Below are 19,794 nucleotides of genomic sequence, written 5' to 3'. Positions count from 1 at the left end.
AAGGAGGATTGCCATTGCTGCCTAGAGGATGGAGACTCGGTTTTCGCAATAAGCTGCTCGTCGCATCTCTGCTCTGTCTGCTGCTTCCCGCCTCTATTACCTTGTATATCTCCAATTCCTACACCGAGCATATCCTCCGCTCCCAGGTGATTCAGAATGAACGCCGTTCGCTGGAGCAGGAGAGCCTATATATATCTAACCTTCTCAGCAATATGGTGCTGGTGGCGAATTATATCCAGTTCGACCCCGGCATCACTCTTATTCTCAAAGAAAACTGGCAGCGCAATAAGCTGCACGAGCCTGATACCGCCAAGCACATTCTCGATTTCAAAGAGGTTACGGACAAGCTGAACAGCGTCACCTCCATGATGGAAAAAACGTTCGTCACCGTCCTCACCTCAGATGGACAATATTATTCAAACTATGCTTACGCCAAGCTGGATATCGGCGCACTGCTGAAGCAGCCCTGGATGGAACAAGCCCGCCAGCAGCCTGCCTTCGAGCTGTATTGGGCGGGTGTGCTTGCCAACTATATTCCGACCGCTGCCCCAAGCAGCCCCCAGGTGCTGACCATTGCCAGGAATCTCAAGCTGTCCTCCAATTCAACCTATGCTACCTTGATCATCAGCATCGCCGAGAGCCGGATCAGCCAGATTTTTAATGACAACCGGCAGGGCCAGGAGACGCTGCTGATTGCGCCTGACGGAACCGTTCTTGCCGCCAGGGACAAGACCCGGCTGGGCCGGACGTTCGCGCTTATGGATGCTGTGAAGCATTCAGAAGGTTCCGGGTTTATGGATTACCGGGGCGAGCAATATCTGCTGAGCAGCCTGGAGATTCCTTACGGAAATTACCGGATTGTCAGCCTGTCGCCATACCGTGAGGCCGTGAGCCAGATCAGTGCCACCCACCGCTGGAGCAGTGCCGTGCAGATCGTATCAGGCGCTTTTTTCCTGCTGATTCTGGTTCTGCTGGTCCGGCAGTTCACCAAGCCGGTGATCCGGCTGGATCAGGTGGCAGCACGGGTGGACAGAGGAGAGCTGGGCATCCGCTCAGGCGTTCGCGGCTATGATGAGATCGGACGGCTGGGCAAGTCCTTCGACCATATGCTGGACCGGGTGGAGCGGATGATTATCCAGATCAAGGTGGAGCAGGCGCAGAAGCGTAAGGCCGAGCTGGCCATGCTGCAGTCGCAGATCAATCCCCATTTCCTGTTCAATATTCTGAATTCGATCCGCCTGCGCATCATGATGCGGGGCGATGAGGAGAATGCGGAGCTGCTGTTCTCGCTCTCCCGGCTGCTGCGGATGACCATTCAGCAGCGGGACGAGTACACCACCCTGCATGATGAGCTGCATATTGTCAGGAGTTATGTAGAGCTGCTGAATTTCCGCCAGTCCGAGGAGGTGTCGCTGGATACAGACTGTACTTCGGAGAGCCTTGGCGTGAAGATCCCCCGGTTCCTGCTGCAGCCGGTCATCGAGAATGCCTACATTCATGGTCTGCATCAGGAGAGCGGACGTATTCTGATCCGGACCCGGACGCAGGATCACCGGCTGCTTATCGAGATCGAAGACAACGGGCAGGGGATGGATGAGGTGACCCTGGACCGCCTGCGCGCCGAGTTAAGCTCTGAATGGCAGGAGAAGGAAGCGATGCCGTCCAGCAGACTGGCCCATATCGGCATGTCCAATGTCTATGAGCGGCTGTATCTGACTTACGGTGCAGCCTTCCAGATCACGATTGACAGCCTGCCCGGACAAGGGACGACCTTCCGGTTCGTGCTGCCTGAAGAGATTCCGGATCAAGGCTATGAAAGGGAGCGTGGAAGCGATGTATAGCGTAATGCTGGTGGATGATGATCAGCCGGTACTGGACTTTCTCTTGGCAATGATTCCTTGGGACGAGCTTGGATTAACGCTGCATTCGGCCTGCAAGAATGGTCTGGTTGCCCTGGAGAAAGCGCAGACCGATATGCCCGATATTGTCATTACGGATATTGGCATGCCCTATATGGATGGTCTGGAGCTGATCCGCGAGCTGAAGCTGCGCAGCGAAGAGCTGCGTGTGGTGGTGCTGTCCTGCATGGATGATTTCACATATGCCCAGCAGGCGGTGAAGCTGATGGTGAGCGACTATATCCTGAAGGAGATGATCAGCCGCGAGCTGATTACCGGGCTGCTGCGGGAGCTGGGCGAGGATCTGCGCCGCAGGGATGCGGACAAGGCCCAGACGCTGAAGTGGAAAAGCATGGCCGAGCATCAGAAGGTGCTGCTGAAGCAAAGTGTGCTGCGGCGAATCGCTGCCCGCGAGCTGCCGGACAGCGAATGGCGGGCAGACGCCGCCGAGCTGGGAATTATGCCGGATCTCACGGCCCATGTAGCCGTGCTCTGCCGGATCAGCGGCAACGCCGGGGAGAATGAACCGGAGGAGCTTGCACTAATGTCATGGGTGGAATCCGCCGCCGAAGCCGTGAGGCAGGAGGATACCGCTGCCGTGTGCCTGCCTTACAGCGGCCGCGACTGTGTGCTGGTCTTCAGCGGCGGTATGGGCAATGGAGCGGACTCAGGCCATATCTCCATGCTGGGCAGGCTGCGTTCCGCCATTCAAGCGCTGCCGGGGGTTACGGCTTCCTTTCAATATTTATGTATACCGGCGGGCAGCGGGCATTTCCGGGAGGGGATCATTGATCTGCTTAGTCAAGGCCGCGAATATGCCTTCTATCTGAAGCCGGGAGAGCTGAACGGCCTGAAGACGCTCCCGCCGTTCACGGAGGAGGATCTGTTTCTCCATTATGCCGAAGCCGCGCAGGAGATCCGTGAGGCCTTCCTGGAGGAAGCGGCGGACAGGCTTGCGGCCTTGCTGTCGAAATGGATGGATACCATCCGTGCCAGACGGTATGCGCCGCGCCAGGTGAAGGAGTGGATGCTCAAGCTGCTCTACGATAACCAGATGCGGCTGATGGCCCGCCAGCAATACCAGTCCACCTTTTCCCTGGAGCTGCTGCATGATACCCTGACGGCCATTGATCATATTGATCATCTGGAGGAATGGTCTCAGCAGTTCTTCAGCGAACGCCTGCCGGTGATCCGGGAGATGTACCAGGAGACCCGCCGGGATGAGATCAAGAAGGTGAAGCAGTATGTAGACCGCCATCTGAACCGTAAAATCACCCTGGAGGAGGTGGCGGAATACACACATTTGAATTCGAGCTATTTCAGCCGCCTGTTCAAAAAGGAAACCGGAATGAGCTTCATCCACTATGTCACCCATACCAAAATGGAGCAAGCTAAAGAATGGCTGGACCAGTCTCCGCAAAGTGTGGAGCAGGTAGCGGAGCAGCTGGGATATGAGAATAAAAGCTATTTCACGAAGCTCTTCAAGCTGCATACAGGCACTACGCCCGGAGAGTTCCGGGGGGAGGAAGGCAGCCGGTCTGCACAGACATTAGGCACAAGGAGGCACTACCCATGCTGAGCATCAAACCGATTCATACGGAACTGTCGGGCGCTATGCTTGTCAGAGTATACAAGAACCGCTCGCAGCTCGGAGCTGCTGCCGGGCGTGAGGCAGCGGCGGCCATCCGGGCGCTACTGGCCTCCAAGGAACAGGTGCGGATCGTGTTCGCCGCTGCACCCTCCCAGAATGAATTTCTTGCGGAGCTTGCCGCTGCACCTGATCTGGACTGGAGCCGGATTACCGCGTTCCATATGGATGAATATATCGGCCTGCCGGCAGGCTCTCCGCAGAGCTTCGGCAGCTTCCTCCGGGAGGCGCTGTTCGGCAAGGTACGGCCGGGAACGGTCCATTATCTGAACCCTGCCGCCAGCCCGGAAGCCGAATGCAAGCGTTACGGACGGCTGCTGGCGGAAGCACCGATCGATATCGTCTGCCTTGGCATCGGGGAGAATGGTCACCTGGCCTTCAATGATCCGCCCGTGGCAGATTTCAATGACCCGCTTCCTGTGAAGCTGGTAGTACTGGATGAGGTCTGCCGGAACCAGCAGGTGAATGACGGGTGCTTCCCCAGCTTGGCGGAAGTGCCGCAGCAGGCCTTAACGTTGACGATTCCGGTCCTGCTGTCTGCGCAATGGCTGTTCTGCATGGTGCCGGGCGCTTCCAAGCGCGGTGCGGTTACCCGCACACTGCATGAATCCATCTCCACGGCATGTCCGTCCACTATCTTGCGGGAGCACGGGGATTGCCGGATGTTCGTGGACACCGACTCCTTCGGGGCGGTCTTCTCATGAACATTGACGCACTGCATTACCGGACAGGCGAACCCGTTCGGGTTCACGTGGAGGATGGGGCGATTGCTGCCATTGAAGCCTTGGGCATACGGGAGCTGCCGCTGGAGGAACGGGAGGGGCTTCCAATTGTTGCGCCGGGCCTGGTGGATCTGCAGATCAACGGCTATGGCGGATATGATTTCAATCATCCGGCACTGGGGGCAGAGGATGTCAAGAAGGCGGTCCGCGCGGTGTGGCGGGAGGGGGTGACCGGCTTCTACCCGACTGTAATTACCGGCGCTCCGTATACGATTCTCGGAGCGATGCGGGCGATTGCCCGGGCCTGTGAGGAGGATGAGGCCAGCGCTGCGACGATCAAGGGCATCCATCTGGAAGGCCCGTTTCTCTCGCCGGAGGACGGGCCTCGCGGGGCACATGCGCTGGAGCATATCCGTCCGCCGGATACGGCCTTGTTCGACCAGTGGCAGGAGGCTTCGGGCGGGCGAATCTCCATTGTGACGCTGTCTCCCGAATGGGAGGGGAGCGCGGAATTCATCCGCCACTGCGTACGGCGGGGAGTGACGGTCTCCATCGGGCATACGTCAGCGGATGCTGCGCAGATTGCCGGGGCGGTTGCCGCCGGAGCGCGGTTGTCCACGCATCTGGGCAATGGTGCCCATGCTATGCTGCCGCGCCATCCGAACTATCTGTGGGCCCAGCTCGCCGCAGATGAGCTGTGGTGCACATTGATCGCCGACGGCTTCCACCTCCCGGATGAGGTGCTGAAGGTGGCGATGAAGGTCAAGGGCCGGCGGGCGCTGCTGGTCAGCGATGCCGTTGCCCTCGCCGGGCTTGCGCCCGGCAGCTATGACACGCCGGTCGGCGGCCGTGTCGTGCTGACCCCGGCGGGCCGGCTGCATCTCGCCGGCGAGCCCGGGCTGCTGGCGGGTTCGGCGCAGATGCTGCTGCGCCACATCGCGCGCCTTAGCGCCGCGGGCCTGGCCAGCCTGCCGGACGCCTGGGACATGGCGTCCGTGCATCCGGCAGGCTTCATGGCCCTGCCTGCGGCCGCGGGCCTGGCGGCCGGAGCGCCGGCGGATCTGGCGCTGATCCGCCGCACCGGGCCGGGTGGCGGCGGGCTTGCACTGACGGCGCTGTGCCAGGCCGGCGGCTGGGTGTACCGCCGGGAGTGAGTGAGCGGCGGTAAGGTGAGCACAGGCCCCCGGTTACGGGGGCCTGTTTTGATTTGGAAGTGAATCGCTCAAATTGAGCGATTACAGAGGGCAGGAGCGGTATTGGTTGGGCATGGGCATGGGTATGGCTGTTGCGCCAGCGTCTGCACCACGCCAGTAACATTAATAGTAAATGTATTCGGTTTTCCGTATACATTTCGCTGATCGCCTTCGCGCAGCGAAATGTGTTCGGTTTTCCGCCTACATTGGCTCCGTTCGCCTTCGCGCACCGATTGTTTTCGGTTTTCCGCCTACACTCACACTAGCACCCGCACTATATCCACACTTGCGTCAACGTTTGCGCCAGCGCCTGGACCAGTAGCTGCATCAGCATCAACATATGTATCTGCATTAGCCTCAGCACCAGCCTCACCGTCAACCTCAGCCCCTCCCTCAGGGAACAGTTGGATTTTAGGCACTTGTTCAGGGGCGGAAGGGACCACACCCAATCGTAGTTGGAAAAAAGGCACTTAATATGCTGGCATCAGAGCCTTAGAGGGAGTTTGCACAAGAATAAATGTCATAAATCCAATTAATATCCGCGAACGCTCCAACTGAGCCAGATTAAGCTGCATTTTTCCAACTAATTCCGTATCGTCTAGAAGTAAACCCCAGTTACTTTCAAATCGCATACTTTCAAGTCGCACATCTACATCTACCCGTACCGTTTGCGGAATCCCTCCAGAACGCTATAGGAGTACAGCAGAACTAATCCTCCAGCAGACGCCCGTTGTCATGCCACTGGCCGTACATTTTGTTAACTCTGGTATTCTCTATGAATTTGTCCAATCTACGTTGGAACAGCTCCGGCTGGCGGATATAGCTCTGAATGGTGTCGATCCGCACCCGCTGATACAGCGCCGGAAAGGCCAGGAAATGGCGATACACCTGCTCGTCCTCCTTCAATCTCTGTTCAATCAAGGGATCGATTCGAAAAGCTCCGACATCCATATCCGGCAGGCATCGCCGTCCCTCGTCGCGCATCAGCCCCAGCTTCTCCAGCCTTCGGACGCGCTCCTTATTCAGCTCGGTCCATGAACTGCGCTTGCTGCGCGGGGATAATCTCTGTACCAGCTTCGAGTCAGCCGCCGCCTTCTTCACCCCGTCAATCCAGCCGAAGCACAGCGCTTCCTCCACGGCGTCCAGATACAGTATTGTCCCCGGGAGCGGCTTCAGACTGACCTCTACCCAGCAAGAGCCCTCTGTGGTGCTATTTGCAATCAGCCACTTTCTCAAATCTTCTCTCGTTGCAGCTTCAAGTCTATTTTCGCTACTCATAGATAGGGTTCATTCCCTTCTGTCTTCTGCTTCCGTCTCTCTGTCTGCCCTCTGCCCGATCGAAATCCTGCAGATTATGCAACTTCTCCTTCAAGAAAATGCCCCTAATCCGGAATTGTTGCACTAATGACAGCATTCCCTCTACTCTAAGTGGCTAGGCGGCGAGAATTCCTGCATTTTATACAACATTCCTGCCCCTACACCAGTATCCATAAAGCAAAGTTGCAATTAGTGCAACATCCTCCTAATTCCTTAAATTTTGCCGCTTTGTTAACATTTTCGCAACACATTCTTTACGCTGCGCATACACAACTTGAGAGAGTAATTAATATCCGGCTTTTACAATGAGGTTATTAGCATAATATACCTATTGCATAATCAGGCTTGATATGAAGGGATGATACTTTTGAAGGGGAAGCGGCTGCACTTTTCGATGAAATGGAAGCTGATCTTGAGTTTCTCGGCGATTACACTTATTTTTCTGGGCGTGGCTGTGTACCAGGGACATAAAATCAAGCAGGTCGAGCGATCTATGGAACGGCAGAAGAGCGAGATGGAGAATAGAATTACCGTTTCAACCATCACCCAGCAGCTGCAGGAGCTGAACCGTGCGGAGACTTCCTTGGCGGAATCCAGTGACCTGGAGCAGGCAGAGCCTTTGAAGGAGAAGCAGCAGCAGCTATCCACGGAGCTGGCCAAGGTAAATTTTGAGCTGGGTACGCCTGCTTCTGCGAGCTATAAGCTGCTGTCTGCCCAGGCCGCAGAATACAGCGCTCTGACGAAGGAACTGGTAACCACAATGTCGGACGAGACCCTTGACCCGCTAAGTGTTTTGGAGAAAATCGATGGTATACATACGAAGGCGCTTGCGCTGAATCAGGACATGCTGAAGACTAACGGTGAGCTGTACACCGCTGCTGCTGCCAATGCTGATCAGGCCCAGGGGGTCTCCTTCGCCCTGCTGGATGATACGGTATCCATCGTGACGTACGCTGCGATCGCAGTGTCCCTGTTCATGCTGGTGCTCGCCTGGCTGCTGATCCGCTCGTTCCTGTCACCGGTGCGCAAGCTGCAGGCGGCGCTCAGACAGATCGCGGAGGGCGATTTGCGGCAGCAGATTAACTCCCCGTACAATGATGAGCTGGGACAACTGAGCCATCATTTCGACCATATGGTCAGCAGGGTACAGGGGATGCTGCGGCAGACCTTGTCAGCGGCAGGCTCGCTTGCCGATTACGCGCAATCTTTTCAGGGGTCTTCGGCCGTTACAGCGCATACGAACCAGAATATTGTCAGAACCATCCAGGAGATTTCGCTTGGAGCAGACCAGCAGGCTGTCCAGTCGGAGCAGAGCTCACAGCTGCTGGAGGAGCTGGCCTGCGGGGTTCAGGAGATTGCCGATTATACGGATGTCATGCTGACTACGAGTGAAGCCGCTAACCAGAACAGGCAGCAGGGCTCGGAGACCGTTACGGCGCTGCGTCAGAGCTCCCAGGATTCCCGGGTGTCCATCAGCAAGGTCTATGGTGCGCTGGACAAGCTGGTGAGCCAGTCCAAGGATATCTCGCGTATTACCCATTCGATTACCGAAATCTCGAAGCAGACGAATATTCTCTCACTGAACGCAGCGATTGAAGCTGCCAGGGCGGGGGCAGCAGGCAAAGGCTTCGCCGTGATTGCCGATGAAGTGCGGCAGTTGTCCGTACAGACGAATGACTCCTCGGTACTTATCAGCAGGATTATTCAGGAGCTTGGGGCCGGTATGGCGGATTTCCAGGGACATATGATGGAGACCCGGGACCGTCTGGAGCAGCAGGACCATCAGGTGGAACAGACCCTGGCTTCCTTCGCCGCTATCGACGAATCGATTACAGGCATCAGCATACAGATCGGGCAAATTCACCACAAGGTGGAACAGACGCGTACCCTCAATTCGCGGCTTGCCGAATCTGTACATTCTGTTGCGGCTGTAGCTGAGCAGACGGCGGCCGGAGTTCAGGAGGTGAACGCCTCCAGCACCCAGCAGGATCAGGCCATCGGGGACATCGCCAAGCAGGCCGGGGAGATTAATGAAATCTCGCAGCGGCTGTTCCGGGAGATCAATGTGTTCAAAATATCGGAGGCTGCTGAGGCCGGATTCGAGCTGGGAGCAGCGTCTGAGCTAGAGGCAGACCCAGATTCCGATTCAGATTCAAATTCAAATGCAAGTTCAGATGCAAGTTCAACACATGCAGCTCCAAAGGTTCGCGGGATGGTGCAGGAATCGGAAGAGCAGCAGGAAGCGGAGACAGCCGGGGAAATCCAGCCCAAGCTACAGCGGGAGATGCATACGAAGCAGACGGAACAGACAGCAAAAAGGGCAGAAGCCGGAATTCACCAGCCCCTGCCTGCGGGAATACCGGTGCAAGATAAGCCTGCGCCCGGCCTGAGTACGCTTGTTAACGAACCTGATAAAGAGATCTCCAAAGAGCTGGAGGAGGAGCTACTGGTCCTGGCGAAGTGAATGGGTCAGCGAAGAGACCAGCTCCGGGAACCACTCTGATAAGGACAGGAAGCTGAAGCCCGCGCTGCGGGCTTTTGCCGTATCCATGAACCAGGATGCACCGATGCCAAAAGGCGATTGATCCGTCTCCGCCGCCTCACTCTGGACGATAGCTTTCCTTACGGTAATCTGCTCGATGATGGAGATAACGCCGCCAATGGTGAGGGTACCGTCTGAGCAGGCGTTCACCGGTCCCGTGACGGCTGAGCCTTCCCGGCCCAGCCAATGCAGGAAGTCAGCCGCTTCATCCGAACGGATGAACGAGATCTCCGCCTGCGGATTAGGGATGCCAACCGGCCTTCCCGCAAGAACATGCTCGATGTGAAAATGCAACCGGCGCGTATAATCATCCGTGCCCAGCACAATCGGAAAACGTACCGCAGCCACCGGGAAATCGGCTGTCTGGAGCAGAACGGCTTCGGCTTGTCTTTTGCCTTCCTGGTAACTGATATCCGTCTTCCCGCCAGACTTCAGCGGATAATGCCAAGGATCGAAGTCCGTTTCAGCCAGCGCCTCCGGCTGCGGATCGTACACGGATAAGCTGGAAGTCAGGATATACCGCTTGGCTCGCCCCGCCCAGATCCGCACAGCTGCCGCCGCCTCATCCGGCGTGTAGCAAATGTTATCGTAGACGATATCCCATACAGTGTCCCCGACAGCCTGCTCAAGCGCCGCTTCATCCGTCCGGTCCGCGGCCAGCCGGGTGACATGCTCACCGAAGGAATCCTCTGTTAGGCCCCGGGTCAGAATGTTGACCTCGCTGTCCTGGTCCTGGAGCAGCAGCTCCACCAGCCTTTTGCCGAAAAATCTCGTCCCTCCAAGCACAAGCACCTTCTTCATGGGATCACCTCTCCTAAGTTATAGTCAGAGCTACTGCTCCATTCAGCCGTATTATGCAGCCATCCGAAGCTCACCGTATGCAGGCGCTCCATAGGTATAGGCGTATCTCGCGTTGTCTGTATACATGGAATCCACGGACTGAACCGTAAACGTGCTTACAGCAGCGGTCACCTCCCCGGCGTTCTCCTGGCGGAGTAGCTCCAGCAATACTGGAATCCGCCCTTGCTCATAAGCCCCAGCCAGAGCCCGCAGATAACCCCGGTAATCGGCATCCTGCGGAAGCGCGGGTCCTTCATGCTGGAGCAGCTCCTCCCGGACCTTGCTCAAGGCCTGGCGTGCACGGTGCAGCGCCGCTTTTACCGCGCCTTCCGTGGTTGCCAAGAGTCCGGCGGACTCGGAGGCTGAATACCCCAGCACATCGCGGAGGACCCAGGCGGTCCGCTGCGGCGGCGAGAGATGGGCGAGCAGCGCCTGAAAGGTCAGCTCCGTCTCGGTCAGCTCCTCTAGGGCTGACGCCGCAGAAGCTGGATCGGATGACACTCCAGACCTTTCCATGGCACGGATGAGCGACCCCTGGCGGCGGGAGGCGTCAATCCAGGTATTCTTGGCAATCCGCAGCAGCAGGGCTTCGGGATTGGGGCTGATGGTGAATTTGCGGTAGCCCAGCGCTTTGACCCAAGTCTCCTGCGCCAGATCGTCGGCGTCGAAGCGGGAGCGGGTGAGCGACAGGCAGTACCGCTGGAGTGTTGTTCCCAGCTCCTGCAGATGTCTTGTATCCATAGCTATCTTATCGGATGTCCGGTGATGTTCAAGCATCGTCATAGTGGCCCTCTCCTTCGATGGGTTGTGTTGCTTCTATTATATAAACGAACGGCACAATGTAAAAGATACGCACTCCCGCTATTTCCGCACACGCTGCGTCTTCCGTATCTTTTCGGGCAGGCTGACCGTTTACAGGGTATCCACACTAAAACAGATCAGAGGAGGCACACCAGAATGAGTGTAATACCCTATGTGATTGAACAGACGGCTAGAGGAGAGCGGTCCTACGACATCTATTCCCGGCTGCTGAAGGACCGGATTGTATTCGTAGGTGCGGCAATCGATGACGGGCTGGCCAATAGCATTATTGCCCAGTTGCTGTTCCTCGCGGCGGATGAGCCGGAGAAGGATATTCAGATGTTCATTAACAGCCCCGGAGGCTCGACTACCGCAGGCTTCGGTATTTATGATACGATGCAGGTAATTAAACCTCAAGTCAACACGATCTGTACCGGTTTTGCTGCTTCGTTCGCTTCTCTGCTGCTGCTGGCGGGAGCAACTGGCAAACGGTCCGCGCTGCCCAACAGCGAGATTATGATCCATCAGCCGCATGGCGGGGCGCAGGGGCAGGCCAGCGATATTGCCATCAGCGCCAGACGTATTCTCCAGATCCGTGAGAAGATTGTCGGGATCACCGCGCAGCGGACCGGACAGCCGCCGGAGAAGGTGGAGAAGGATATGGACCGGGATTATTTCATGTCGGCTGAGGAGGCACTGGAATACGGAATTATTGACACCATCATCACCCATCTGTGAGACGAAGGAGAGGAAGAGCATGCTGGAAGCGCTGAAGGGACAGGAAGTTCATATTCATTTTTTGGATGGTACAAGTGTTAGGGGAGGCGTACTGGAGGAACTGGATGATCGGTTCGTGAAATACAGTACGGAGTATCAGACCCTCTACATTCCCATTACCTCGATCCGGGCGGTAGAGCTGCAGACCAAGGAACGCGAGCGTCCGCGCGTCGGCTTCGGGCAATAACCGGGAGCTGCAGGTAAAAGCGTACAAAACCCCGTCATCCCTGCTCAGAACGAGCGGAGACGACGGGGTTTTTGCGCTTGTATAGGAAATTATAGTATCCGTCTGCTGAGGATAAGGCAGGTGTAGAGGTATGGATAAGAGTTCTTCGAATGATTCGTAGAGTCTGCATATGGCCCGAATGTATGCCAAAAACAGCATACATTGTGGTGGCACGCGGCCTTCTACTTCTCACTGAAACGGTACCGTCTTTTAAAAGGACGGCAAAGCCGTTTCCACTTATGGAAGTAAGTTCTGGCAGCCGTATGAACGCCAGTCCCGCTTATACGGATAACGAGAAGGCAGGCTCCAGGCGGTGTACTCCCTTCGGGGAGTAGCTCAGGGCTGAGCTTAACCCGCACAGGTCCGCCAACAGATAGATAATGCTTAGCCACATCTCCGTGCCTTGCAGGCCGGTCTCCTGCTGCCGGGACAGCTGGAAGGCGAAGCCGCGTCCGGGAACCCAGAATGGCAGCACCTCTCCGAGCAGCTTCTCCGCCCACGCGCGGATCTCCGCCTGCCGGTAATCACTCTGCTTCTGGCAGAGCCAGAGCGGGTGGACGACATCCAGCACGTTGCAGGCATTCAGCGCATCCAGGCGGAAGAAGCGGCGGTCCCGGCTGTGAGCCAGCACGGTATCAATGCTGCGCTCCGGGTACGGCAGGGGCAGACCGAACTGGGCGTAGGTAGCGCGGGTAAGCCGGTAAAAGCCGTTCACCGGCTGTAGCCACCCCTCCTTCGCAGTAGGCAGACCCCACAGCCCGGAGTCCCGGCGGCAATGCGTCGTCAGCCAGCCGAACAGATCATCCGGGCGCTTGCCGGAGCCGAAGGACTTCAGGTTGTGATAGAGGCCGGTAGCATAACAGTCGATCCAGTCGCCAGCGCCCCAGGCATTGTCCGCCCATGGCAGACTATTAAGTTGATGATACAGTGTAGCAGTATCCATATTCTCGGCAACAGCAACGGGATGGGGCAGAGCAGAACCTAACACCTCAAGCGCGTAGCCTACAGCAAGAAGATGATAACGCGAGAGATGATCAGCTAACCGCTCCGGCTGATCCTCCGGTCCGGGCGGCGACCACGGGTCGGGCAATAATCCGGTCCGGTTATTCTGGAACTGCTCTAATGTGGCGATCAGCTCTTCCTTCGTCCAGCCTGGCGGCAGACTGCCGAACATCGCAGCAATCTCCACAGCATCGCAGTAGGCCCGTACGGTCCGCCCCGCTCCCGGCCGGTCCCGGAACTGCTTCTCTCCCTCTATTGTTTCGGAGTAGAACTCCAGCAGGGAAGTTAGCTGCTCCTGCACCTGCTTGCTGAAGTCTGCCAACAGTCCATAAAGTGTCCTAAAAGAGGGGGCAACTCCATCACCCGGCCCTGCGTTATCTCCCGCTGGCTCAACGCCCTCGCCGAACAGTTCAACGCCTGTCTCCAACCGCTCACCGTTTTTCCCCAGCCCCTTACTTCCTTCCTCCCTCTGCCCAGATTCTCCCCCCAAATTAGCCTCCTCAATTCCCATTCCATCCTTCATCTTCATCACTGATTCCTCCTTGTCCTTGGTGGGCTCAGCCGTTGCAGCTGCCTCCCCGGCCAGCCGGCTGCGGATCAGCTTGGCCGGATTGCCGCCGACAATGCTGTACGCCGGCACATCGCGGGTTACTACCGCCCCCGCCGCAACAATGCTGTGCGAGCCGATCCGCACCCCGTCAAGAATCACGGCATTAGCCCCGATCCACACATCATCTCCTATGACAATGCCCTTGACTGTCAAAGGCTGGCGGAAGACCGGAACATCCGTCACGGCGTAGCCGTGATTGAAGCCGTATAGACTTGCATGGGAAGCGATCCGCACGCCATTACCCATGGTAATATCGCCTGACAATATGCTATAGCTGTTCATAGAGCAGTCGCTGCCTGTGACCAGCCGTGTGCTGCGGATAATCGCACCTCCTGCAATGTAGCTCCGGTCGCCGAGCGCCAGCTGATCCGGCAGCACGATGGCTTGCGGCGAGACGAAGCAGGCTTCTCCGAAGGTGCAGGGATAATCCGCAGCAAGCTGCTGCTGGTAGCGGTCCTGCTGAAGCCGTTCTTGCTCGGACAAGCCAATCCAAGGCATGTAATCCAGGGCTTGTGCTTGGGTGGACAGGGTTTCAGTCATCTGGTATCTCTCCTTCATCATTCCAGCCGTTAATGTCCTAAGTGTAGCAATGAATGCAGGGGAGTGGCATGGTATAATGAACAGAATTGGCATGTCAAAAACGCTTCAGTATTAATCTCTGGTTAATCCCATTCCTGATTGATCCCATCTCTGGTAAATGGCAAACCGAGAAACGGAGGAGCTATACATGGAGGAGATTCCACAGAATCTGGTGATGGATATCCACTGGATTCATGACAAGACCACCTTCCCGCACTGGAAGGATATCCGTCAGAATATACATGTACACAGCCTGTACTGGATTCAGGAGGGGGAGGGAGTATTCCGGACAGACACAGAGGAGCACCAGGTGTCGCCGGACATGCTGTTCTATCTGCGGCCGGGCCTGTCCATGGAGATGAGCAGCGGAGGCGGGGAGCCCCTGAGGATCACCATGATCCTGCTCTCACTGTATACGTTGTCGCCTTCGGCGGACAATCAGGGGAGGGTGGAGCCGCTTCATGCACTGCCTTTGCCGTTCCACCTGAAGCCGGGGAGGGAGCCAGGCAGACAGCTGAGTCAGCTGTTCCGCCAGATTGCCGGTGATTTTGTTCCAGGTAATCCCGGAAGCCAGCTTAAGACTCAGGCGCTGATCTATCAGCTTTTGTACGAAATATTTCAGGCTAAGGATGGCGGTAATCCTGACCGGGGGCAAGGCTATGAACTGTTCTTACGGATGAAGGAGGAGCTTGAGCGGCGCTACAGTGAACCCTTGCAGATCCATGAGCTGGCGGTGCGCTACGGCATCTCCTCCTCGTATGTGCGCAGTCTTTTTCAGCAATATCTGCACAAGAGTCCCAAAGGGTATTTAAGTGAAATCCGCTATGAGCATGCGAAGAAGCAGCTGCTGTATACCAGGCTAACCCTGAAGGAGATTGCTGCCGCCTGCGGATACAGCGATGAGTTTCATTTCAGCAAAGCCTTCAAGCAGCTCAGCGGACAGCCGCCGTCTGCGATGAGGTCCCGCTAATCCCGCAACGGCTAGGCACGACAGAGGTATGGGATAGAGAGGGTTACGCATAATAAACGGATGGACAAGATCAGAGTAGTCCACACTGGGCGGCCTTTACAATGATCAGTTAACAGCAGCGAAAAACGGGTAATTTATTATCATGTGTATCATTTGCACTTTTGTCCGGCTGACCTTGCTTAAATTTGAAATAAATAAGTTGAACAACACCGCCGTTGTGATATAATTATCCGGTTGGCCTGATGGACTGAAATGTGGAAGGGACTCTAAGCTGATTTTCAATTTATTAAGCTTAAAAGCGAAGGAAAATGAAGGATTTCAGTGCAATGAAGTGAATTACAGAGTATTAATGTAGAAAACTGCAGATTTTACACGGAAGATCACAGTTTTTGTCGGATTTTATTGATTTATTGAGAAAGTTTCTGTATAATCAGCGTTGTTGATTTTTCATAGGATGTAGCCTGTTCCAGAGTGCGAGGCTAATAACTAATAACTTAAGCATAATTAGGGGGTTATTAATTTGGGAAAAGCGTTAATTATTGGCGCTGGCGGTGTAGCGAGCGTTGTTGTTCATAAATGCTGCCAGAACCCGGATGTATTCGAAGAGATCTGCATTGCCAGCCGTACGGTGTCGAAGTGCGATGCGCTCAAGGAGAAGCTGGACGGGGGCCTGACTAAGATTTCTACGGCCAAGCTGGATGCTGACAACACGGAAGAGGTTATTGAACTGATCAAGAGCTTCCAGCCGGATGTCGTGATTAATGTGGCTCTTCCTTACCAGGATCTGACGATCATGGATGCCTGCCTGGCTACCGGAGTGCACTATGTGGATACAGCGAACTATGAACCGCAGGATACGGCGAAGTTCGAATATTCCTGGCAATGGGCTTACAAGGAAAGATTCGAGAAGGCCGGAATTACGGCGCTGCTCGGCAGCGGCTTTGACCCTGGCGTAACCGGTGTGTTCACGGCTTATGCGCAGAAGCATTATTTTGACGAGATTCATACGATTGATATTGTGGATGCGAATGCGGGCGACCATGGTTATCCGTTTGCCACTAACTTCAATCCTGAGATTAATATCCGCGAGATTACTGCGAACGGACGTTACTTCGAGAATGGCGAGTGGATTGAGACAGCGCCGCTGTCCGAGAAGAAAGTATACGATCTCCCGGAGATCGGCCCGAAGGATATCTACCTTTTGTACCATGAAGAGTTAGAATCACTCGCTGTTAACATTCCTGGCGTCAAAAAAATCCGCTTCTGGATGACCTTCTCGCAGAACTATCTGACTCACCTGAAGGTGCTTGAGAATGTCGGCATGACTTCTATTGAGCCCATTAATTACGAAGGTAAAGAGATTATTCCTTTGCAGTTCCTAAAGGCCATTCTGCCTGACCCGGCTTCCCTGGGACCAAGAACCAAAGGTAAAACCAATATCGGCTGTATCATTCAGGGCACCAAAGACGGCCAGCCCAAAACCTATTATGTCTACAATGTCTGCGATCATGAAGAGTGCTATAGAGAGGTTGGTTCCCAGGCCATTTCCTACACTACCGGCGTTCCTGCGATGATTGGGGCAATGATGATTATCAAAGGCATCTGGAACAAGCCGGGTGTACACAATATCGAAGAGTTCGACCCAGATCCGTTCATGGATGCTCTTAACAAACACGGCCTGCCTTGGCAAGAAGATTTCTCGCCGACGCTGCTGGATTAAGGCGTATGACCATGAAGAACAAGGACATCGATATTGATATCAGCAATCTGCCGTCCCCTGCGTATCTGGTGGATGAACGGCTGCTGACGAAGAATCTGGAGACCCTGAATTATGTGCAGGAGAAGAGCGGAGCCAAGATTCTGCTTGCGCAAAAAGGCTTCTCCATGCACGCCGTGTACCCGCTGGTGGGCAAATACCTGCATGGGGTAACCTCCAGCTCCCTGTTCGAGGCCCGGCTGGGCTTTGAGGAGATGGGCAAAGAGGTCCATGTCTATGCACCGGCTTATGTCGACCGCGAGTTCGATGAGCTGCTTCGCTACAGCGATCATATGGTGTTCAACTCGTTTGACCAATGGAGCCGGTTCAAGCAGCGCGTGCAGAACGCGCCGAAGCAGATTAGCTGCGGGATTCGCGTCAACCCGGAGTATTCCGAGATTGAAGTGCCGCTCTATGACCCTTGCTACAACTTCTCCCGCATGGGCGTAACCCTGCCGAACTTCCGGCCGGACGAGCTGGACGGCATTGACGGCCTGCATTTCCATACCATGTGCGAACAGAACTCGGATACGCTGGAGCGTACGCTTAAGGTCGTAGAGGAGAAGTTCGGCCAATATCTGCACGGTATGAAATGGCTGAACTTCGGCGGCGGGCATCATATTACCCGTCCTGACTATGATCTCGACACCTTGATCAAGTGTATTCTGCACATGAAAGAGACTTATAATGTAGAGATCTATCTGGAGCCGGGCGAGGCCGTTGCCTTGAATACCGGTTATCTGGTTGCAACGGTACTCGACACCATGCATAACGGCATGGATATTGCGATTCTCGATACTTCGGCGGAATGCCATATGCCGGATGTGCTGGCGATGCCTTACCGTCCGGGCATTATCGGTGCCGGAGAACCGGGTGAATTCGCCCACACCTACCGGCTGGGCGGCATGACCTGCCTGGCGGGGGATGTTATCGGCGATTATTCCTTCCCGGAGCCGCTGAAATACGGCGACAAGCTGATCTTCACCGACATGGCGCATTACTCCATGGTGAAGAACCACATGTTCAACGGCGTCAACCTCCCGGCCATCGCTTCTTATAATGAAGCAGAAGGACTCAAGGTGATCCGCGAGTTCGAATATAGTGACTTCAGCGGCCGGTTGTCTTAAGGAATAGCTGCGAATATATAGATGCATAATAGAAGCGCCCCTTCAGCTTTGGCTGTTGGGGCGCTTTTGTGCCAACTGGGGGGAATCCTGAAAAAAGTGAAACAATATCCACCGTTGCTCCTCAACCAGCCAGAAATCCTGCATTATGTGCATAATTTAAACCGGACTAACAATCAGCGCGGAACCGTGTTAATCGGAATCTTTTTACCAAAGAATACGAAAGACTCGATTTCTTTATCATTTATAACATTATCAAACGTTTTTAGTGTAATCAGCTGGTTGCTCACATAATGACTTGAAGACATTCCGGTAAAAATGCGGGTTGTCTCTGAAGTGCCGTCCTTAAAGTTAATTGTGATAGGTAAGTCATCCAAATATATATTTGGACCAATTTCCTTTGATTTGAAGACGAATTTATTTATCTCCTTTAATGAATCGCTCTCAATTTTTAAGGTGATTGAGATGGGGGAGACAGAGATCGTCTTTAAGATTGCCTTATAACCATACAGTGAAATGGCCTGATTAATCTGATGAAGGGTAGAATACTCTTTGAAATCAAGCTTAAGTGAGGTTTCCCAGGAACCAGATACTACGGTTTCAAAAATACCGGGAAACGGATCAGCAGCTTCTAGATCTCTAAAAGTAATATCAACAGTTTGACCAGCTAAGGAGTTATCGGTCATTATATTCATAACCAAGCTAATTTTGTTGTCATAAGGATTCCCGTCATCGAGTACCTCGTATCCTGTACTGTACGAGCTTTGATTAGAGTTGATAAGGGCATGCAAACGATAGCGGGCTGCATTCAAAATAGTGCCTTTAGGAGCGGTAAAGTCCATTAAAATGTAAGTTAGATTGCTGTCACCGATCACCTGCTTCATGGCAACAGACCCCTGCTTATTTTTAATTATTTTATTTATTGTATAAGCGCCATTGGACATATGTACAACCTGATTCTTATTGGATGGTTTAAGAAATTGAATCAGTGCTTCATCAAGTCCTGTATATACTGCTGCAAAAGCTGTAGTGGTTAAACCAACCATCAGTACAGCAGCAATTATAGTATATCTTCTAAGTTTTATAGGAGAAGTTTTTCTTTGACTTCTATATTCGATCTGGCTACTTGTTAAAAGATTTTGAAAGATTTTTTCTTTTTGATCATTTGTTGGAGTCAAAGCTTCAAAAACCTTACGGATATTTTTAATCTTCAATATAATTCCCTCCCAAATCCATCTTAAGTCGTTTGCGGCCTCTAAATAATTGTGTTTGGACCGTGCTTTCTTTGCGACCTAACATTTCAGCGATTTCCTTTACTGTGTATTCCTCTAAATAATATAGATACAAAACGGTTTTGTATTTTTCGGGGAGTGAAAGAAGTTTTGAAACGACTTTACCCGAAGGCTCAATACCATTCCAAATGACAATCTCCGGCAAAGGTTCCAATGCCACACGGCGGGTTCTCCACCAATGTTTAAGGATATCTTTGCAGTAATTCCTAGTGGTTACTGTCAACCATGCTTTTTCATGCTCGTGGTCGTTAAAGACCATTGGAGTGTTAATTAGTTTGAGAAATACAGATTGAACAGCGTCTTCAACATCAACAGGGTTTTTTAAATATATATAGCAAAGCCGGTAGACCATATCTGCATGTCGTTGATAGAGTTCAGCGAATTCTTTATCTGTGTCTAACAAAGAGCTGGATTTCATTATTTCGCCTCCTATAAACAACACGATTGAAGGTTTCAAAATATCTCAAAAGGCGAATTTTAGATTAAAAAAAGACCAT

At 54.1% G+C, this 19,794-nt stretch carries 17 protein-coding genes; 10 read left to right on the top strand and 7 right to left on the bottom strand.

The genetic code is table 11. From position 1 onward, the window contains the following. The first annotated feature begins 14 nt into the window (after positions 1-14). From MKY64_RS16530 to MKY64_RS16515, 4 genes are read left to right on the top strand one after another with little or no spacing between them, the layout of a single operon-like run. Positions 15-1,841: a cache domain-containing sensor histidine kinase gene (locus MKY64_RS16530; protein WP_340954373.1), complete on the top strand. Its 1,827-nt coding sequence runs from the start codon at positions 15-17 to the stop codon at positions 1,839-1,841. Further along, positions 1,834-3,477: a response regulator transcription factor gene (locus MKY64_RS16525; protein WP_340954371.1), complete on the top strand. Its 1,644-nt coding sequence runs from the start codon at positions 1,834-1,836 to the stop codon at positions 3,475-3,477. Before MKY64_RS16530 ends, MKY64_RS16525 begins: the two co-directional genes overlap by 8 nt. Next, positions 3,471-4,250: a glucosamine-6-phosphate deaminase gene (locus MKY64_RS16520; RefSeq protein WP_340954368.1), complete on the top strand. Its 780-nt coding sequence runs from the start codon at positions 3,471-3,473 to the stop codon at positions 4,248-4,250. The genes MKY64_RS16525 and MKY64_RS16520 overlap by 7 nt, the downstream gene beginning before the upstream one ends. Then, positions 4,247-5,422 carry an N-acetylglucosamine-6-phosphate deacetylase gene (locus tag MKY64_RS16515; protein WP_339255183.1) on the top strand — a complete coding sequence of 392 codons (1,176 nt, stop codon included), beginning with the start codon at positions 4,247-4,249 and terminating at the stop codon, positions 5,420-5,422. Before MKY64_RS16520 ends, MKY64_RS16515 begins: the two co-directional genes overlap by 4 nt. A gap of 747 nt (positions 5,423-6,169) precedes the next feature. Here MKY64_RS16515 and MKY64_RS16510 read toward each other — a convergent pair. After that, entirely contained in the window at positions 6,170-6,739 is a 570-nt protein-coding gene (locus MKY64_RS16510; RefSeq protein ID WP_340954364.1) for a YdeI/OmpD-associated family protein, read from the bottom strand. A gap of 406 nt (positions 6,740-7,145) precedes the next feature. On the opposite strand from MKY64_RS16510, the gene MKY64_RS16505 reads away from it, so the two are divergent. Next, positions 7,146-9,242, top strand: coding sequence for a methyl-accepting chemotaxis protein (locus MKY64_RS16505; protein WP_340954361.1), 2,097 nt, complete (start codon positions 7,146-7,148; stop codon positions 9,240-9,242). Here the strand turns inward: MKY64_RS16505 and MKY64_RS16500 are convergent. Genes MKY64_RS16500 through MKY64_RS33430 form a run of 3 tightly spaced genes read right to left on the bottom strand, consistent with a single transcriptional unit; the run spans position 9,222 to position 11,089 of the window. After that, on the bottom strand, positions 9,222-10,121 hold the full coding sequence (locus MKY64_RS16500) for an NAD-dependent epimerase/dehydratase family protein (RefSeq protein WP_340954358.1): 900 nt from the start codon (positions 10,119-10,121) through the stop codon (positions 9,222-9,224). The genes MKY64_RS16505 and MKY64_RS16500 overlap by 21 nt on opposite strands. A gap of 51 nt (positions 10,122-10,172) precedes the next feature. Continuing rightward, a complete protein-coding gene (locus MKY64_RS16495) occupies positions 10,173-10,943 on the bottom strand; it encodes an RNA polymerase sigma factor (protein WP_340954356.1) in 771 nt (256 codons plus the stop codon). After that, positions 10,940-11,089 (bottom strand): Kazal-type serine protease inhibitor domain-containing protein, encoded by a 150-nt coding sequence (locus MKY64_RS33430; RefSeq protein ID WP_379258863.1) that lies wholly within the window; start codon positions 11,087-11,089, stop codon positions 10,940-10,942. The genes MKY64_RS16495 and MKY64_RS33430 overlap by 4 nt, the downstream gene beginning before the upstream one ends. On the opposite strand from MKY64_RS33430, the gene MKY64_RS16490 reads away from it, so the two are divergent. After that, complete coding sequence (locus MKY64_RS16490; protein ID WP_379258861.1) at positions 11,037-11,699, top strand: ATP-dependent Clp protease proteolytic subunit; 663 nt, start codon at positions 11,037-11,039, stop codon at positions 11,697-11,699. The genes MKY64_RS33430 and MKY64_RS16490 overlap by 53 nt on opposite strands. Positions 11,700-11,718: 19 nt before the next feature. Next, entirely contained in the window at positions 11,719-11,925 is a 207-nt protein-coding gene (locus tag MKY64_RS16485) for a hypothetical protein (RefSeq protein ID WP_209874521.1), read from the top strand. Positions 11,926-12,244: 319 nt separating this feature from the next. Here the strand turns inward: MKY64_RS16485 and MKY64_RS16480 are convergent, their stop codons facing one another. Next, entirely contained in the window at positions 12,245-14,116 is a 1,872-nt protein-coding gene (locus MKY64_RS16480) for an acyltransferase (protein WP_340954349.1), read from the bottom strand. A 187-nt stretch (positions 14,117-14,303) separates the two neighbouring features. Here MKY64_RS16480 and MKY64_RS16475 point away from each other — a divergent pair, with 187 nt between their 5' ends. From MKY64_RS16475 to nspC, 3 genes are all read left to right on the top strand, one after another. After that, complete coding sequence (locus MKY64_RS16475; RefSeq protein WP_340954345.1) at positions 14,304-15,125, top strand: AraC family transcriptional regulator; 822 nt, start codon at positions 14,304-14,306, stop codon at positions 15,123-15,125. 520 nt (positions 15,126-15,645) lie between these two features. Then, positions 15,646-16,845, top strand: a complete 1,200-nt coding sequence (locus tag MKY64_RS16470; RefSeq protein ID WP_036702452.1) for a saccharopine dehydrogenase family protein — start codon at positions 15,646-15,648, stop codon at positions 16,843-16,845. A gap of 26 nt (positions 16,846-16,871) precedes the next feature. Next, positions 16,872-18,008, top strand: a complete 1,137-nt coding sequence (gene nspC / locus MKY64_RS16465; RefSeq protein WP_340958099.1) for a carboxynorspermidine decarboxylase — start codon at positions 16,872-16,874, stop codon at positions 18,006-18,008. Positions 18,009-18,181: 173 nt separating this feature from the next. Here nspC and MKY64_RS16460 read toward each other — a convergent pair whose 3' ends face one another. Together MKY64_RS16460 and MKY64_RS16455 are read right to left on the bottom strand one after the other, a co-directional pair. After that, positions 18,182-19,219 carry a hypothetical protein gene (locus tag MKY64_RS16460; protein ID WP_340954342.1) on the bottom strand — a complete coding sequence of 346 codons (1,038 nt, stop codon included), beginning with the start codon at positions 19,217-19,219 and terminating at the stop codon, positions 18,182-18,184. Next, complete coding sequence (locus tag MKY64_RS16455) at positions 19,209-19,715, bottom strand: RNA polymerase sigma factor (RefSeq protein ID WP_339255203.1); 507 nt, start codon at positions 19,713-19,715, stop codon at positions 19,209-19,211. Before MKY64_RS16455 ends, MKY64_RS16460 begins: the two co-directional genes overlap by 11 nt. Between the last annotated feature and the right edge of the window lie 79 nt (positions 19,716-19,794).

It is taken from the genome of Paenibacillus sp. FSL R7-0210 (assembly GCF_038009085.1).
In the GTDB taxonomy this organism is placed as follows: domain Bacteria; phylum Bacillota; class Bacilli; order Paenibacillales; family Paenibacillaceae; genus Paenibacillus_AQ; species Paenibacillus_AQ silagei.
This window is presented reverse-complemented; position numbering and strand designations above follow the sequence as displayed.

Coding starts and splice junctions, on each gene's coding strand:
- MKY64_RS16485 (WP_209874521.1), top strand. CDS start 11,719: ATGCTGGAAGCGCTGAAGGGACAGGAAGTTCATATTCATTTTTTGGAT.
- MKY64_RS16500 (WP_340954358.1), bottom strand. CDS start 10,121: ATGAAGAAGGTGCTTGTGCTTGGAGGGACGAGATTTTTCGGCAAAAGG.
- MKY64_RS16515 (WP_339255183.1), top strand. CDS start 4,247: ATGAACATTGACGCACTGCATTACCGGACAGGCGAACCCGTTCGGGTT.
- MKY64_RS16475 (WP_340954345.1), top strand. CDS start 14,304: ATGGAGGAGATTCCACAGAATCTGGTGATGGATATCCACTGGATTCAT.
- MKY64_RS16480 (WP_340954349.1), bottom strand. CDS start 14,116: ATGACTGAAACCCTGTCCACCCAAGCACAAGCCCTGGATTACATGCCT.
- MKY64_RS16455 (WP_339255203.1), bottom strand. CDS start 19,715: ATGAAATCCAGCTCTTTGTTAGACACAGATAAAGAATTCGCTGAACTC.
- MKY64_RS16495 (WP_340954356.1), bottom strand. CDS start 10,943: ATGACGATGCTTGAACATCACCGGACATCCGATAAGATAGCTATGGAT.
- MKY64_RS16510 (WP_340954364.1), bottom strand. CDS start 6,739: ATGAGTAGCGAAAATAGACTTGAAGCTGCAACGAGAGAAGATTTGAGA.
- MKY64_RS16520 (WP_340954368.1), top strand. CDS start 3,471: ATGCTGAGCATCAAACCGATTCATACGGAACTGTCGGGCGCTATGCTT.
- MKY64_RS16525 (WP_340954371.1), top strand. CDS start 1,834: ATGTATAGCGTAATGCTGGTGGATGATGATCAGCCGGTACTGGACTTT.